The organism is Methylocystis sp. (assembly GCF_051061225.1).
Lineage (GTDB): Bacteria > Pseudomonadota > Alphaproteobacteria > Rhizobiales > Beijerinckiaceae > Methylocystis.
This window is the reverse complement of the sequence record NZ_JBPFEB010000005.1, coordinates 74,892-89,696: the sequence shown is the minus strand read 5'-3', so window position 1 is coordinate 89,696 and position 14,805 is coordinate 74,892. Positions and strand designations below refer to the sequence as shown.

Annotated in this window: 19 protein-coding genes and 2 tRNA genes; 6 read left to right on the top strand and 15 right to left on the bottom strand. The window is 63.2% G+C overall.

The genetic code is table 11. The features are described 5' to 3' along the window. Positions 1–520: 520 nt before the first annotated feature. The gene (locus tag ACR652_RS00890) at positions 521–781 is read right to left on the bottom strand and encodes a hypothetical protein (protein WP_434504630.1); all 261 of its coding nucleotides are present in this window, start codon (positions 779–781) and stop codon (positions 521–523) included. A gap of 12 nt (positions 782–793) precedes the next feature. Between ACR652_RS00890 and ACR652_RS00885 the strand changes: the two genes are divergently transcribed. Both ACR652_RS00885 and ACR652_RS00880 read left to right on the top strand, forming a co-directional pair. Further along, positions 794–970, top strand: coding sequence for a hypothetical protein (locus ACR652_RS00885; protein ID WP_434504629.1), 177 nt, complete (start codon positions 794–796; stop codon positions 968–970). Between the two features lie 306 nt (positions 971–1,276). Continuing rightward, positions 1,277–1,492 (top strand): hypothetical protein, encoded by a 216-nt coding sequence (locus ACR652_RS00880; RefSeq protein ID WP_434504628.1) that lies wholly within the window; start codon positions 1,277–1,279, stop codon positions 1,490–1,492. A gap of 8 nt (positions 1,493–1,500) precedes the next feature. Here ACR652_RS00880 and ACR652_RS00875 read toward each other — a convergent pair. The 5 genes from ACR652_RS00875 to ACR652_RS00855 form a co-directional block, all read right to left on the bottom strand. Continuing rightward, a tRNA-Arg gene (locus ACR652_RS00875) sits at positions 1,501–1,577 on the bottom strand. 9 nt (positions 1,578–1,586) lie between these two features. Next, on the bottom strand, positions 1,587–1,898 hold the full coding sequence (locus ACR652_RS00870; RefSeq protein ID WP_434504627.1) for an ETC complex I subunit: 312 nt from the start codon (positions 1,896–1,898) through the stop codon (positions 1,587–1,589). A 176-nt stretch (positions 1,899–2,074) separates the two neighbouring features. Further along, positions 2,075–2,151, bottom strand: a tRNA-Pro gene (locus ACR652_RS00865). A 68-nt stretch (positions 2,152–2,219) separates the two neighbouring features. Then, positions 2,220–2,705, bottom strand: a complete 486-nt coding sequence (locus ACR652_RS00860) for a DUF192 domain-containing protein (RefSeq protein ID WP_434504626.1) — start codon at positions 2,703–2,705, stop codon at positions 2,220–2,222. 59 nt (positions 2,706–2,764) lie between these two features. Continuing rightward, positions 2,765–3,379: a cold-shock protein gene (locus ACR652_RS00855; protein WP_434504625.1), complete on the bottom strand. Its 615-nt coding sequence runs from the start codon at positions 3,377–3,379 to the stop codon at positions 2,765–2,767. A gap of 425 nt (positions 3,380–3,804) precedes the next feature. On the opposite strand from ACR652_RS00855, the gene ACR652_RS00850 reads away from it, so the two are divergent. The 3 genes from ACR652_RS00850 to ACR652_RS00840 all read left to right on the top strand — a co-directional run bounded on the left by ACR652_RS00850 (position 3,805) and on the right by ACR652_RS00840 (position 6,406). Continuing rightward, complete coding sequence (locus tag ACR652_RS00850; protein WP_434504624.1) at positions 3,805–5,256, top strand: aspartate aminotransferase family protein; 1,452 nt, start codon at positions 3,805–3,807, stop codon at positions 5,254–5,256. Positions 5,257–5,583: 327 nt separating this feature from the next. Continuing rightward, complete coding sequence (locus ACR652_RS00845; RefSeq protein WP_434504623.1) at positions 5,584–5,904, top strand: hypothetical protein; 321 nt, start codon at positions 5,584–5,586, stop codon at positions 5,902–5,904. Then, positions 5,882–6,406 carry a hypothetical protein gene (locus tag ACR652_RS00840; RefSeq protein WP_434504622.1) on the top strand — a complete coding sequence of 175 codons (525 nt, stop codon included), beginning with the start codon at positions 5,882–5,884 and terminating at the stop codon, positions 6,404–6,406. The genes ACR652_RS00845 and ACR652_RS00840 overlap by 23 nt, the downstream gene beginning before the upstream one ends. Positions 6,407–6,761: 355 nt before the next feature. On the opposite strand, the gene ACR652_RS00835 is transcribed toward ACR652_RS00840, so the two are convergent. Together ACR652_RS00835 and ACR652_RS00830 are read right to left on the bottom strand one after the other, a co-directional pair. After that, positions 6,762–6,980 (bottom strand): hypothetical protein, encoded by a 219-nt coding sequence (locus ACR652_RS00835; RefSeq protein WP_434504621.1) that lies wholly within the window; start codon positions 6,978–6,980, stop codon positions 6,762–6,764. After that, positions 6,977–7,342: a hypothetical protein gene (locus tag ACR652_RS00830; RefSeq protein ID WP_434504620.1), complete on the bottom strand. Its 366-nt coding sequence runs from the start codon at positions 7,340–7,342 to the stop codon at positions 6,977–6,979. The genes ACR652_RS00835 and ACR652_RS00830 overlap by 4 nt, the downstream gene beginning before the upstream one ends. 146 nt (positions 7,343–7,488) lie before the next feature. Between ACR652_RS00830 and ACR652_RS00825 the strand changes: the two genes are divergently transcribed. Then, entirely contained in the window at positions 7,489–8,271 is a 783-nt protein-coding gene (locus tag ACR652_RS00825; RefSeq protein ID WP_434504619.1) for a hypothetical protein, read from the top strand. Here ACR652_RS00825 and ACR652_RS00820 read toward each other — a convergent pair. From ACR652_RS00820 to ACR652_RS00790, 7 genes are all read right to left on the bottom strand, one after another. After that, positions 8,268–8,480 carry a hypothetical protein gene (locus ACR652_RS00820; protein WP_434504618.1) on the bottom strand — a complete coding sequence of 71 codons (213 nt, stop codon included), beginning with the start codon at positions 8,478–8,480 and terminating at the stop codon, positions 8,268–8,270. The genes ACR652_RS00825 and ACR652_RS00820 overlap by 4 nt on opposite strands. A 228-nt stretch (positions 8,481–8,708) precedes the next feature. Further along, positions 8,709–9,131: a hypothetical protein gene (locus tag ACR652_RS00815; RefSeq protein WP_434504617.1), complete on the bottom strand. Its 423-nt coding sequence runs from the start codon at positions 9,129–9,131 to the stop codon at positions 8,709–8,711. A 9-nt stretch (positions 9,132–9,140) separates the two neighbouring features. Beyond that, entirely contained in the window at positions 9,141–11,402 is a 2,262-nt protein-coding gene (locus ACR652_RS00810; protein WP_434504616.1) for a hypothetical protein, read from the bottom strand. Positions 11,403–11,406: 4 nt separating this feature from the next. After that, on the bottom strand, positions 11,407–11,739 hold the full coding sequence (locus tag ACR652_RS00805) for a hypothetical protein (RefSeq protein ID WP_434504615.1): 333 nt from the start codon (positions 11,737–11,739) through the stop codon (positions 11,407–11,409). 132 nt (positions 11,740–11,871) lie between these two features. Further along, positions 11,872–12,450 (bottom strand): hypothetical protein, encoded by a 579-nt coding sequence (locus ACR652_RS00800; RefSeq protein ID WP_434504614.1) that lies wholly within the window; start codon positions 12,448–12,450, stop codon positions 11,872–11,874. Between the two features lie 46 nt (positions 12,451–12,496). Continuing rightward, positions 12,497–13,282, bottom strand: a complete 786-nt coding sequence (locus ACR652_RS00795; RefSeq protein ID WP_434504613.1) for a hypothetical protein — start codon at positions 13,280–13,282, stop codon at positions 12,497–12,499. A gap of 10 nt (positions 13,283–13,292) precedes the next feature. After that, positions 13,293–14,735, bottom strand: a complete 1,443-nt coding sequence (locus tag ACR652_RS00790; RefSeq protein WP_434504612.1) for a terminase large subunit domain-containing protein — start codon at positions 14,733–14,735, stop codon at positions 13,293–13,295. Positions 14,736–14,805: the final 70 nt, after the last annotated feature.

Sequence of the window (14,805 nt, the reverse complement as noted above, 5' to 3'; positions counted from 1 at the left end):
GGGCCTATGGCGGTCTCCCGCCTGACCTCTCGCCGGCGCCGGAGCAGCCTCGCCGCCATGCTTCCGGGCGTTGAACGCGACATCTGGCGGCCGCCGAGGAGCGACGCAGGTTCGCGTCTATGCGCCCGCGCACAGACTGCCGACTCTCCGCGCAAATACAGGGGGTGGACCGGTGCGCGCTTACCTCGCGCTCGGGAAGAGAGGCCGCCGAAGCTACCCGAGCCTCCGGCGGCTTCTCACTCCACGGGACTTTCGACCGTGCTGAAAGAAATCATTCGGAGACAGCACAGGAACTGAACCGGGTTCGTTTCATTCCCTCGTCAGCCGCCCATTCCAAGAGGCGGTTCGCAGGGAGGCTCCAATGCCGAAATATTCAGTCTTGCTCATGGTGCTCGCCTTCTTATGCGTCGGCGCTCTGGCGACGATTGCCTGAGACACATGATGGAAGCGCTGGGGCTTCACCTCCCATGCCCCAGCGCCGCAAGGCGATCGGCGCGGAGTCGACGCGGCTGCTGAGCGATCAAAATTGCCCCATCCCCGATGCGCCGCACGTGACTGATTTATTCAGTTCGCCAACAAGCCGGTCCCGGTCTGCCAGATGCAGCGCCTGGATTTGATGAAACTGTGCGAGCAGCCTGGCGGCCTCAGCGAGAAGCTCTTTGTGGTCTTCGTGGCATTCCAGCGAGGCGATGACCGCCCGCTGGCGATCAATGCACATCTCGCCGACTGCGATGTGCCTTTCGGCGGCTTTGAGATGGCGTTCGATATTCTCTGACGACATTGGATGCTTGCGGTGGCGCTGAAAGATCGCGATTCGAGCAACAACGCTTTGTCTGAACTGGGGTTCCGGATGAAGAATGCGCGCTGGGAGCGTGCGTCCCTCCTCACGACCCTGCGAAACAATGAGCGTCAGGAGCGGGTGACCAGCAGAAGCAGGCGCGAGCCTGAAGAGGCAAGCGCCAAACCCTGATTTCGACGCGCGGAGACGCTGGCGTGACGCAGGCAGCTCGGGGAACAAAGGGGCGGGCTACGTAGTTCCGCGAATGAGCGTGACAATCGCCGCGGGCGGTGGTTAGGTCAAACTCCTGCGTTACATGAGTGTTCGATAATGTCCCTTGTAGACCCGCAACAAGGCGCGCGCCCATCGTCGGCGTGGTGGAGTGTCGCATCGGCAGGACGATCGAATCCACGGTGGAATGCATCCGTTCAAGCCAGCGCGATATCGAGCGGCTCAGGGTGGCGGAGCGACCGGGCGATCCTGGAGCGGCGCCTCGCCATGGCTGAGCGCCATGTCGCCCGCGGCGAACACATCCTTGCCGAGCAGCGCCAGCGCGTCGCGAAGATGGAGCGAAACGCTCGCGATTCCTGGCGATCACGACAGCTCCTCGCACAGTTCGAACAATTGCAGGAGATGCACGTCGCCGGCCGTGACCGGCTCAGGACGCAACTGCTGGAACGCGATGGCGATCTGACGGCCAGCTCAGGCCCTTGATTTTATAGTGGCGACCCCGACAGGATTCGAACCTGTGACCTACCGCTTAGAAGGCGGTTGCTCTATCCAGCTGAGCTACGGGGCCGGGCAAGGCTCAGTGCGTCCACAAACCGATGCGGTTCGTGCGGAAGTTATCCGAATAGGAGACGGTGCGGCGCGCCGCGCGGTCCGGCCTGGGCTCTTCGACGCGGTAAGGCACGCCCACGCGCTCGGCATAGGCCACAGCTTCTTCCTTCGTCTCGAAGCGCAGGCGAATCTGTTGCTTCATGTCGCCCGAGCTGGTCCAGCCCATCAGCGGCTCGATCGAACGCGGCGTTTCGGGGTCGAACACCAGCCGCCACGGCTTGTCCGAACCCGGGCCGGACTGCGTCACGCTCGGAGACTGGCGAAAAATGCGAGCCGTCATCTCAACCTCTTGCTTCCCTGAATGGCGACTGCGCGTCGCCTGGTCCGTTTGCCCGCCGGAGGGGCTCCGCCCCTTCCTAATCGGCCAGAGGAATTTTTCAACCCGCCGGGTTCGCCGCATCGGCGCCGGCGGCGCTCCTCCGGGGCGGCGCCTGAGCCGGGGCGAAGGAGGAGACATGGTCGGGGCAGCAGGATTCGAACCTGCGACCTGAAGTACCCAAAACTTCCGCGCTACCAGGCTGCGCTATACCCCGACGAAACCCAACCGCTTCCCGTCGCCTAACATGCGCCGCCGCGCCTCACAAGGCGCGTCCGGCGGGCGCTAATGTTTGAACGCCGCATGCCGGACTTCGTCGCCCGGCTTCAGCCCGATCTGTTTGGCCACGCCGGCGTTCAGCTCGATGACGGCATAGGCCTGCCCCCCGTCGATCACCGCCTCGGACATGGGCGTCGTCTCGGCGGCGATGCTGGTGACCACGCCCGCGCGCGACACAAACACCATGTCGAGAGGAATATAGGTGTTCTTCATCCACATCATGACGGGGACCTCGTCGTGGAAGTCGAACAGCATCCCCTGGTCCTGCGGCATCGACCGGCGGAACATCAGCCCCTTCGCCCGCTCCTGGGGCGAATCCGCCACCTCGACGCGGAACGGGTGCGCGCCGCTCTCCGTGACGAATTCCAGACGCTGAAGCGGCTCGCCGGCCCTTGCGTCCGGCGAGGTCAGAAGCAGAAAGCCGGTGAACAAGGAGGCAAGGACCGCCAGAATCGTCAGTTTTGCATTGATGGCGAAGCGCCCAAGTCTCATTTTGCGGCTCTCCCGGCTGCGGTCGGCAGCCCGCTTTAAAGCGCCGAAGCGCCGCAAGGTCAATGAGACGGATTCTTCGCTTCCAGCGGCCGCACCTCCGCCGCCATCAACCCCTTGGGGCCATCGCCGTAGCGAACGAGAACGCTGTCGCCCGGCTTCAGCTCGGTCATGCCGAAACGGCGCACGGTCTCCATGTGGAGAAAAATATCCTCCGTGCCCTCCCCGCGGGTGAGGAAGCCGAAGCCCTTCACCCGGTTGAACCACTTCACAATAGCGATCTCGTAGCCGCTGGTCGGCTTGACCTGCACATGCGTGCGGCCGGCCGAAGACTGGGTGGGATGAACGGCCGTGGACTCGTCCATGGACAGCACGCGGAACACCTGCATGCCCTTGGCGCGCTTCTGCGCTTCGCAAACCACCCGCGCGCCCTCGAACGCCGTTTGCAGGCCGCTGCGGCGAAGAATGGTCACATGCAGGAGAATGTCAGGCGAGCCGTCGTCCGGAACGACGAAGCCATAGCCCTTCGCAACGTCGAACCATTTGATGCGTCCGCCTACTTCGACCAGTTCGAGCGCTTCTTCACCTTCCGCGGTGGACAGGGCGCCGAACTCGTCCTCGAAAGTCACCTTTGCTCCCAAACGACCAACTCCCCCCAGTGCGCTGATCCAGAGCATTCGACCAGCGCAGAAAACGAGCAATCAGTTTCCTCGAATCGCCGCGCGGCAAATGAATCACTAACAGGAAGATAACATCCCGCACCGGTCATCCAACCAGAGAATTTTTTCCCTCCGGGGAATGGCTGTGGATACGCGGCGCGCGCGCAGGCGCAGGCATTCGGCCGGCTTGCCCTGGCGCCGTGCAAGCGATTCAATCCAAACCGGTTTCCCGTCGCCGGCCCGCCGCGGACGTGGTATGGAGGCGCGCCGGCGGGGCGGCGGACCGGACGCCGCGCGAAAAGTCCGCGTCCGGAACGTGAAATCGCCGGAAGGCGCGCTCCGGCCGAATTTGACAAATTGCGCGGGCCGCGCAATCGAAAACCGACGCGGACCTTCCAGGACGAGCGCCCGCGCTTTCATCCCATCCATCGTGGAGCCGTCGCATGACCGATCTCTCGAACGCGCCGTCAAGCGTTTCAGCCGCGACGGGCGCCGGCGCGAGCGCCGCCTCTCCCTATGATCTCGCCGCGCTGGTCACCGCGCGGGAGGACGAGCGCTTCGCGCTGCACTCGAAATATCTCAACGACATGTGGGTGCGCGTCCTCAAGACGATCGGCTATGACGTCGGCTTCACGCGCGGGCTCGGACCTTATCTCTGGGACCGCAAGGGCGATCGCTATCTCGACCTTCTGAGCGGCTGGGGCGTGTTCGCGGTCGGCCGCAACCACCCTGACGTGCGCCAGGCGCTTGTCAGCGTGCTCGACGGCGAGTTCGCCAACCTCGTTCAGCTCGACGTTTCGACGCTCGCCGGCGTTCTCGCGGAGAAACTGATCGCGCGCGCCCCCTGGCTCGAAAAGGTCTTCTTCGCCAATTCCGGAGCGGAGTCGGTGGAGGCCGCGATCAAATTCGCGCGCTCCGCGACGGGTCGGCCGGGCATTCTGCACTGCGACCATTCGTTCCATGGCCTGACCTACGGGCCGTTGTCGATGAATGGCGACGACATCTTCAAGAAGGGCTTCGGCCCGCTGTTGCCCGGCGTGCGCCAGATCCCCTTCAATGATCTCGCGGCGCTGGAAGAGGCGCTCGCGTCGCGCGACGTCGCGGCGTTCTTCGTCGAGCCCATACAGGGCAAGGGCGTGAACATTCCCGCCGATGATTATCTGGCGGGAGCGCAGGCGCTGTGCCGAAAGTATGGAACGCTCTTCGTCGCCGACGAGATTCAGACGGGGCTCGGCCGCACGGGAAAATTCTTCGCGATCGACCATCACCCGGGCGTCGAGCCCGACATGATCGTCGTCGCCAAGGCGCTTTCGGGCGGGCATGTGCCCGTCGGCGCGGTGCTGACGCGCAAATGGATCTTCGACAAGGTCTTCGACCGCATGGACCGGGCGGTCGTGCACGGCTCCACCTTCAGCAAGACGGACCTCGCCATGGCGGCGGGCGTCGCCACTCTCGAGGTGATGCAGAACGAGCGTCTGGTCGAGAACGCCGCCGCCACGGGCGAGCGCCTGCTGGCCGCCTTCCGGGGAATGGCCGAGCGGTATGAACTCGTGTCCGACGTGCGCGGCCGGGGGTTGATGATCGGCGTGGAGTTCGGCCCGCCGAAGTCGCTGATGCTGAAAGCGACCTGGAATCTTCTCGAAACGGCGAGCTCCGGCCTCTTCGGTCAGCTCATCTGCATCCCGCTCTTCAAGGACCACAAGGTTCTCACCCAGGTCGCCGGCCACGCCAATCCGACCATCAAGCTGCTGCCGCCGCTCAATATCAACGACGCCGATTGCGACTGGATCGAAAGCGCTTTCGACGCGGTCATCGCGGATGCGCACAAGTCGTCTGCCGTCTGGTCGCTCGGCAAGACGCTCGCAGAGCATGCGATCAAGGCGCGCATAGGCTAGACCATTAAACTCGTTTCACATCAATAGCTTATCGCGGCGCGATGCTGAAACGTAGCTGGGTGGGGTAAAAGCTGGGTATAGCGCGGCGGCGAGGAGGAGCGAGTCCGGATGATGGCGTGGTGGGCGGATAGGTGCGAGGAAATGAGGGGCCATTAGCACGCCGGCGCTGTAAAACGCTTCGCTTTCCAATTCCGCGAATAGAACTTAGCTTAACACCCAAGCGTGCACTTGAGTGGGCCGGATTACAACAACCCGAAATGAGCGGTCTCCGAATGGCGGCTCGCTCCCTTGTAGTATATGTAGCCATTGCAAACAGGAAAAATTCAGATGGACGACGATCGAGAGAGGCCGTCTTACGAGGCTCGCATCGAAGCCGCGAAGAACGCTAGCGTAGCAGAAATCTACACGAACGGCTTTCTCACTTCTCTGGGCCCGGGCGACATAAGCTTGGTTCTCGAGCGGAATGGACGACCAGTGGCAATGGTGAACATGTCCTTCACCGTAGCGAAAACGCTTGCCATCTCGCTAGGGAGCGTTATAGCGCAGCTCGAGGAGAGAACCGGTCGAGACATGTTAACGACCCACGACCTTGAAAAAGTCTACAGTCAAGCAGGCGAAGCTAGCAATGTTTCCAAAGACGGCAACTAGACAGAAAATAGCGAGCTTTGCCTCTCTGCGGGAAGGTTGGCACTACGGTCGCGGCGGCCCAATCTCTGGGAGCGTCCTAAGTGACGCCACCCAAGTCTATCATTCATTCTTGCTGAATGGTTTTTCAAGGACTGACGCATTTGCGGGAGCTGGCGGCGAAGTCCTGGTCACGGCCTATTACGTTTCGTCCGGTGGCGACGACCATTACGTCGCAGCGATGATCAATCCATCCCACAGTTTTACGCTCAGGCATGAGCTCAACGATGTCGATGTCGAGTCTGACTACATTGAAAGTCAAAGCCTGAATGTCATCAGGAACGGCGTCGCGCGAATTGCGAGAGAGATATGGAATACGTCCGGCTTGTCCATCCAAGAGACTTCGACTTCAATAAAGGCAGGTTCAACGATTTGGCGTTCAAAAACTCTCCGGATGGGTCAGGAATGTCAGTCTTCGAGATACCGTGCGCTGAGGCACTGGCAGAGCGATCCGGCGGCGGCGTGATCTGCGATCACGCTAGGCGCTTTTATCCGTTAATCTCTGGGGAGCCGCCGATTTTCTATAGGCTCCCGGAGGAGGAGTTGCCACAGGGGCACAGCTTCCTAGCAGTCCCGTCCGACACTAACGACGGATGCCATCGCGAGGTTCAAGGCGTTTCTGACAACAGACTATACAAGGCCTTCCGTAATAGAAGGGCACCGGAACTGTTTTTCATTTGCGACGCCGACGGCCCCCGAACGCTGACAGTGGATGATATCCGGCGACTCCGCCCTGATGCGCAGTAACAAAAAACGCCCCGCCGATACATCCACGGTCGGGGCGTTCCTTCAGCATCTTGGGACGGCTGCTTGCGGGTAAACTACAGGCGCGGTGCGTGCTTTGCAATCCTGAGCGCCTCGGCCATTGCCGCCTCAACAGCCGCGAAGGATTGGCTCCGCGCTCGGTGCTGGGCCGCGGCAAAGGCGAGGCAGCGGGGCCAGGTCCACCTGTCGGGCCCTGCAAGCTGGTCCCAGCCCTTCATGCGGGCATACCGCCACTCCTTCCAGGCGGCGCGCATGACGGCGGCGCGGTCGGTCATTGTGGCCGCCCCTTTAAGGGCCGGTGGATGAATTCGACCTGGGCAGCGGCGGCGAGGAGTTCCTCCGGGGTGAAGTCGCTCGGCAGCATCACCGCCGACCTGAGGCACAGCGACGGGACATGCCGGCGCATGGTCTTGAGAAGGTCGACCATGGCCGCGAGATAGCCGTCGAGCATGGTTGGCGGGATATGGGTATCATGGATCTCGCTCAGGCCCTCTTGAACCAGCGCGACATGCAGCTCGAGCTCCGGATCCCCGACCGCGCCGGCGAGGCTCTCTTCAAGTGACCCCAGCGCCATCAGGGCGGCCTCAAACTCGAACTGAGGGATGTGGTCGTGCACAAACTGATCTGCGATAATCATAGCGCTTCTCTGTTGCTTTGCTCAGTAAGCAGACGCTCATGCAAATTCGAAGAAAAAGCAAGCTGAAAAGCATCCTACTTTCAGCGCGTTAGTAGGAAACATCCTACGATTTACTTGCAAGGCCTTGATTTGTGCTTTGTTGCTGGTTGCGAGACTTTCCGCGATATTGCGGAGGGTTCGAGGTCGTTCCTCTCTCCCTGGCGCATATTGGCGATTTCGGCGGCGACAGCCGCGCGCTGATTGTCGTTCAAATGGCGGCGCGCGAGGTTCTTGCTGATGACGAATGCCAGCGGGTCGGCGCCGTCGAAATGCTCGTAACGCGGCGAGAGCCCGGCGAGCTGGCAGGCGCGATAGCGGTTGCGGACGTCAAGGATGCGGCCCGCGGCGTCGAGCACAATCGGATGCTCGAGGCCGAGGAGGCGAAGGCCCATACGTTGCAATACATGGCCGTGCTCAAAAAACACGGGCTGGTCGCGACCGAGTCTGAAAAGAAAGCCGAGGCGGGCGCTAAAGGCAATGCAGCGCAGGGGAAAAGACGCACTGTGATTGCCGGTCACAGTGCGTCGGTTGCCCCCTCCAAACCCACCGCGACACAGAAAACCTCGACTGATCTCGGCGTGAAGCGGGAGACGGTCTCCCGCCGGGTCAGCGAGGCTGCGAAGGGTGTCGGTCGAAGCGACGCCCCTGTTCGGGCGCCCGCCCTTGCTGGGGGTTTTTTGCAAACTTGCAGAAAACTCCCCTTCCTCCTTCGCCGCCCTTTCCGCCATCAACTTCGACCGGCGCGCGGCCACCATCGCGCGCTGCGACTCGTCGAGATGGCGGCGGGCGAGGTGCAAATGCTGCAAATTTGCAGCGAAGGCGGCTTGGTCGGCTTCGCCAATTGGCGAAAGGCTGAAGGGGTCAGGTCGATTGACTCCCTTGGCTCCTAAATCGGAAGCATACTTCCGTTTTGCCGCCGCTCTTCTCCGGGTAGATTGCGCGTCTCAGGGCGGACCCAGCCTTCGGCGAGGGCGATTTCGAGCTTGTCCTCGGGGAGCTTGGTGAGCTCGTAGAGGACGCAGTATTCGCTCGGCAAAAGCGACAGCGTTGTCGGTTTTGAAAGCTCCTGGCTGCCGCCGAATGTCCTCGCGATAGCCATGTATCTTTGCGCCGTCCTTGGCGAACAATTCACCGGCTCCGGCAGCGGGTCCGCGTGGTTGGCGAACAGGCGCTCGAACTGCCCGTGCGGGAGCGCCTTCTTCGGCCGCAGGGGCGGCTCAGGAGCGGCCTTTCCTGCTCGCTGCTATATGGGGGGCTCTACCGTGCTTCGCGCCTCTCTGGCGCCGCGCGCCCCGTTACGGAAGGCGTAAATAAGGGCGGCAGAGGTTCATAGGGCCGCCGCCGCAGCGAGATCCGCCGCGGCGAGCGCGGCCCCGCCGAGCGCTGACACGCTGGCGTTCTGCGCGACGACGCAGCGGATATGGTAGAGCACGTTCATCGGCAGCCTCTCGATCTCCGCCTCGAAGGTCGCGATCACCACCGTATAGGCGCGCCCCGCGTAGGCGAGCGGCAGTTGCACGCCTGATCGGCGCAGCGCGTCGAGGGCGTTGGCGGTCCCCAGCGCATTGTCGCCCCACAGCCGGCCATGCCAGGCGATGTCCATGTCGTCCGGCCCCAGCGTGTCGATGACGCGCTGGCCGCCGGGCAGCTTGTGAACCACCATGGCGTGGTCGCCGCCGAAGGGGATGTGCTCCGGCGTCGAGAAGGAGTCGAAGGCGAAGCCGCCGAGGATGAGCGTGTCGAGCGCCATGTGGCCTCCTTAGCCGACGGCAAAGTGACCGTCGGGTCCCGCGAACATGCCCGTGCCGCTGAAATACGGGCTCTGCCGCGAGTGCTCGTGCAACTGTGCGACATGGTGCGTGACCGCCTGCGCGATCTTGCGGCCGTCGAGGTGGATGTCCGTATGGACTTGCACCTGCTTGCCCGATTTCGGCGGCGGGCCGACTTCCCTGGACGGCGAATAGCCCATGTTGCCCCAGCTCGGGTTCCAGTCGCGCCTGCCGTGGAACCCGTGCCAGGGCGACATATCGCCCGTGCGGCGGATATGCTCCGCGGTGAAGCGCGCCATCGCCCGCATATTGGCGGGGTCCCTCACGCTCAGTCCGGTCTGCTTCTCGAACGCGTTGCCGAGACCACCGCCCGTATAGAGCTGGAAGGGGCCATGCGACCGGCCGCCGTCGCCGATGTCGAAGTGGTTGCCGTGCAGGCTCTCGCCAGCGACGATGCCATACATGAGGCGCGGGTCGATGCCGGCGCGCGCCGCCTCTTGGTCGATGAGGCCTTTCATGTCGCCGCCGGAGCCGGTCCCGGCCGGTCCCTTCAGACCGAAGCCGAGCTTGCCGCCGCCGACACCTGACATCCACGACAGCGAGTGCATGCCACGCATGCGAGCGGCGGCGTCCGCATAGGAGCCCCCGCCTCCCGGAAGCCATTTATTGACGATTTGCCAGGCGCTCGAAAGCCACAGGCCGAGGCGCCAGAGGAGCTTGTCAAACAGGTCCGCAAGCTTCGTTCCGAAATCGGCGAAGCCGGTGACGAACTTCCCGAGGTCGGCAGTCACGCCGGGGATGGAAGATTTCATCGCGTCCCAGTTCAACGCCGCGAGCGCCCCCAGGCTGCCCGCCAGAGCGCCGATGAGGCCGCCGGCGGGGCCCGCGACCATCATCCCCAGCCCGCCGACGATCGCCGCGCTCCCGAGCTCCGCAAGGCCCTTGGCGAGGTTTTCAAATAGGCGCGGGTTGGCGTTGGCGAAGGCGCCGATCTTCGTGAACATCTCGGTCGTCGCCTTCATGACCGGAAGCGCCGCCTGCATCGCCGGCGCGCCGATCGCCTGCATCATCGACTCGTATTGGCTGTGGAAGGCCTTTTTGACGCCGACTGGATTGTTGGCGGCGTAGTCGCCGTAGCCGCGTTCGATGTCCCGCACACTGCCCGCGATGCCAAGATCCTTAGCGATCTGGTCGCGGAAACCGGCGTCGCCGAACATGTGGATCAGCTTCGAGGCGTTGCGGTTCGGGGCGAGCTTGCTGATCATGTTTTCGATCAGGCCCTCGTCGCCGCCCGCGGCTTTCTGGAGCGCGGGGTAAATGACGTCCTGGATCCATCCGGGCAGGTTGCCAGTGTAGGCCAGTGAGCCCTTGATGCCGCCTGGCTCGACTTGCAGACGCCCGCCGCCGAAGCCGGTCTTCGTGGTTTTCGACATATCAAGCAGGCCAAGCTTCGCCAGGACGTCCCCTTGTTGCTTGGAGAGCGTCATAGCGCCCGTCTGGAGCTGCTGCAGCGTCATCAGCGTCGTGCCGGCGCCGGAGCCGCCGAGGTCTGCGGCGAGCACGGCCAGCGGTCCTAGGGCTTCAGGCTTCGCGTTCATCCACGCCGCGCCGCCGCGCCGGGCGAGCACTTGGAAGTCATCGGCGGTCAGCTTGCCGCCGAAGCCTGCAATGTATTTGTAGGCTTCGTCGATGAACGCCTCGCGCTTCTTCGGGTCGGTCGCAATGCCCTTCATTTCACCCGACCGCAGGAGCTTGTAATATTCGTCCCCGGCCTTCGTTCCCATCTCGTTGCCGAGCAGTTCGTTCATCATCATGGCCTTTGGAGCCATGCGCGCGGCCGCGGCGAGACCAGCCGCGTCGCCCCCGGTGACGGCGCGCAGCTCCCGGATGGTCTTCAGGTATTCATCCACCGTTGACGTCGGGACCGCCTTGGAGATGCTCTTGAAATAGTCGGCCTGCATCTTCAGGATTTCATTTTGCTCGACGCCAAGATTGCGCAGCTTGAATTGCTGGTCGAGCAGCTTCTCGCCATGCTCAGCCACGTTTTTGAATGCGGAGAGAACGGCGACGCCGCCAATCGCCGCGAGTCCACCGACGACCGACGCGCTGATTTTGTTGAGCGAGGCGAGCGAGCCCTGGAGGCTATTGATGCTCCCTTCGACCTTCAGAGCATCCTTTGCGATAACGGCCAGGACACCCGAGACGCCGTTGACCATCGAAATTTTGGTGGCGATTTCATAAACGGTCGACATGTCTTCAGGCCCTTATTTTGTCGAGAACGATATTACCACCAATCGCGCACATGAGCGCGCCTGTCCCAGAGCCGTCGCCCTGCACTTCGAAGGGCGTCCCCTGCATCTGCGATATGGGCAACCGCGCGAGGGTTTCGTGGTCGATCTTGACGACCAGGACGCGCCATTCATAGCCGCCGTCAAGCGCCGGGATCGGGCTGCAGTCGATCGCGAAATGAGACCCGAGGCTCTTCGAGAAAATCCGCTCGAGCTCGCCGTCAGCGGGTCGGCGGACCCGGAGATTTGTCGCTCTATTCCGCTTGAACCAGGCGCGGTCGGTAGAGGTCAGTTCGCTCATTTGTCATCCCCAACGGGGCGGCGCCTGGAGCAAACGCCGCCCCTCCCTCTGCAACTCTCCCGCGCTCGAGGGCTTCCGCCCTGTTGCCCGTGACGCCGATTTCCTCCGGCGCCACCACGGGATGCTGAAAACTCACGCCGCGAGCTTCGCGAATTCGCCAGCGTCAATCTCAGCGGCGCGTTGAATGTCGTCGGATGCCACTTGCAATGCCGCCTGCGCCTCGCTGTAAGCGGCCTCGAGCGCGTCGATCGCCTTCAGGTGCTCGCCGTGCACGGCCTCAACGGCGGCGGTCACCGCGTGCTCCCACACGTCCTGCGGCAGCCCGCTCAAGAAATGTGGGGCGCTGACAACTGCCTCGCGAATGAGCGGATCGTCAGTCTGGATCATCTTCATTCGCTCTTTGGGCTCGAGCTCCCGCAAATACTGCCGAACCTCCTGCTTGAGCGACTTCGGGAAATTGTCCGCGCCCGTCACGCGATCGCGCAGCACGCTCCGCTGCCCTGTCGCGTCCGAAAGGCGCTTGTCCACATCGGAGCGAAGCTGCTTGAGGTGCCCGATCGGCCCCGCCTTCAACGCCCGTTCGATCGCGATCGACTGCCCGGCGCGCGTCAAGGTCGCGTCCTTGCGAATGGTGGCGATTTCAGCGGCGGCGCGCTCGCTGATCTCAAATGCCTGGGCGATGTGCCCAAAGGCTTCCTGCGGCGCGCCCATCGGCAGCCGGGTGAGAAACATCGTAGACTTGCTCATGGGTTGAACCTCACTTCGCGGATTTAATCAGTTGATCCCGGCGGGCTGCAATCTGATCTCGCCATGACACGGCAGGATCGATGGGGGCGAACTGGGGATGTTCGAGCGCCGCACCTTGATTTTGAGGAAGCGTGGCGAAGGTCAAAGCATAATCCTCGCGGCCATTAAATTCTCGCGTCAGCGCTGCTTCGATCGCGGCCAACTCGACAAAGCTTTCGCGGAGTCGGTCGACTGCCGTGGCATACACCTTGCCGGCCGCTTCGCGGGCGGTCAGGAGGTCCGCGATCATGATCTGTTTGAGGATCTGATCTCGGCGGGATGTCACAGCTTCGCACCAGTCATCGCCGGGATTGGCCGGCGCGAATTCAGGATGGTAGAAATTGCCAGCGTTGGAGGGGATCTGATCGAAGCTGCGCACGACCTCGCCGAGTCTCGTGAGGGCGCCCTCGATCGCGGCGAGGGTGATGAACGCGACGCGGAAGCGTTCGAGCGCGGCGGCATACGTCGCGCCGGCCGCCTGGCGCTGGGCGCGGAGGTCACCAAGGTCGATGGACTTTGCGAGATCGTCTCGCCGCGCCCGCACCGCTTCTCGCCAATCATCCGCAGGATCGACCGGCGAGAACTCCGGGTGAGCGAGTTTTCCAGCGTTCTGGGATAGCCCCGCGAACGTGTCGGCCGCGACGGTGGCAATGTCGGCCGCGCTAAGTTCGATGTAGGCGCTTCGCAGCTGATCGAGCGTGGCCTTGTATTCGGCTCCCGCAACGGCGCGGGCGTTCTTTAGGTCTGTGACGTTCATGGGTGCCTCATCATATGCGTAAGGGGGTGACGATCATGCGGCCGCCGCGTTGCACGATGGCCTCAACGCAGGCGCCGGCGATGCAGTTGGCAAGGTCATCGTGACCGCCTCGAGGGTGATCAATCGAGTCCCGGCCACCGCGCGCCGTCCGTCGCTCAAGCGCGGCGATCTGTGTCACCGCCCGCTTGTGTTCGAGCAGCTCGGCGCGCCCGGCGTTGAGGATGGGCAACAGTTCGCGGTAAAGATCAGCCTTCGTGCGCTCGCTGACCTCATAGTGAATGCCAAGGTTTTTGAAGCGCTCCTGGACGAATTCCGAGCCCCACCTGTCGCCCGTTACCCGCTTCACGCCGTAGCTCCGCAGGGTCGCGCAAAACTCATCCACGATTGCCTGCGGACTAAACGGCGGCCGCGCTTCGCGGAGGCAGTCAATCACGGCGACTTCGTTGCGGGAGTGCGCGACGCAAAGGGTCATGGAGTCGCTGCCACTGCCGCCCGCGGCGTCGACGAAGGCGCAATAGTGCACGCCAGGGCGCGGCGGCAGCTCGAAGCGGCCAGGCGCGACCAAGGCCTCCACGGCCTCTCTCGAGATGAATGACGAGATGTCGGAGCGCCACGCAATGCCTTCGGACAGCGAGCCGAATTCCGACGCGGCCGCAACGGCGTCCTCTTCAAAGGCGTCGTCAATGAAGTCCTGCGGCACCGTCGGGTTCATGCGCTGCGTCGGCGCCATCCAGGAAAGGTGGCGCGGGTCGTCTTTCGAGTGCCACTTGTTCCAGTGCTCGAACAAGATGCCGGAGCGCCGGTAGGGCGAGCTCAACATGATGAGCTTGGCATGCGCGCCGAACTGGGCTTGCGATGCGCGCACGGCCGTCAGGACCTCTTTGTCGGGGTTAGAACCTGTGTCCGAGTCCGACCAGAACGCGCTTTCGTCCAGTAACGCCACTGCGACGGACCGGCCGCGCACGCTCCGGAAGTTCGTCGGTTGCGTGATGATCGTGACGCGGTTCGATAGCTCGAGGATCGTCTCTGTCTCGCGCTCAATCATCGCGGACAGGAGCGGCGAGGCTTTCAGAATGCCACGGACATAGTTTTGAATGACTTGGGCTTGCTCGCGGGTCGCGGCCAACGTCATGACGACAGCCTGCTCGCCGGGACCGAGCAATGGTGACCAGTCGCGAAAGCAAGCCTCGAAAACCGCCAGAGCAGCCGCTGCAGCGCTTTTCCCGCTTCGACGGCCACACACCATGCTGACCATCGAAACGGGCGCCAGCGGGCTCGCCTGCCTCGCCGTGCACGCCTGGTAGACTTCGAGCTCTTCGCCGGTGAGCGGCCGCCCATACACCGCCTTGAGAAACGCGCGCCACGGCGTCCAGGACGCGCTTCGGACGACGGAGCCGAGCAGCTCGAGGTGATCGAGCGCTTCGTCGATATGGACGCCCGCAAGCGCGGTCATTCGGCCGCTCCGCGCTTGGCCAGGATAGATGCGGCGATGTCAGCAGCGGCGGACGATGGCGCTGAGGGCT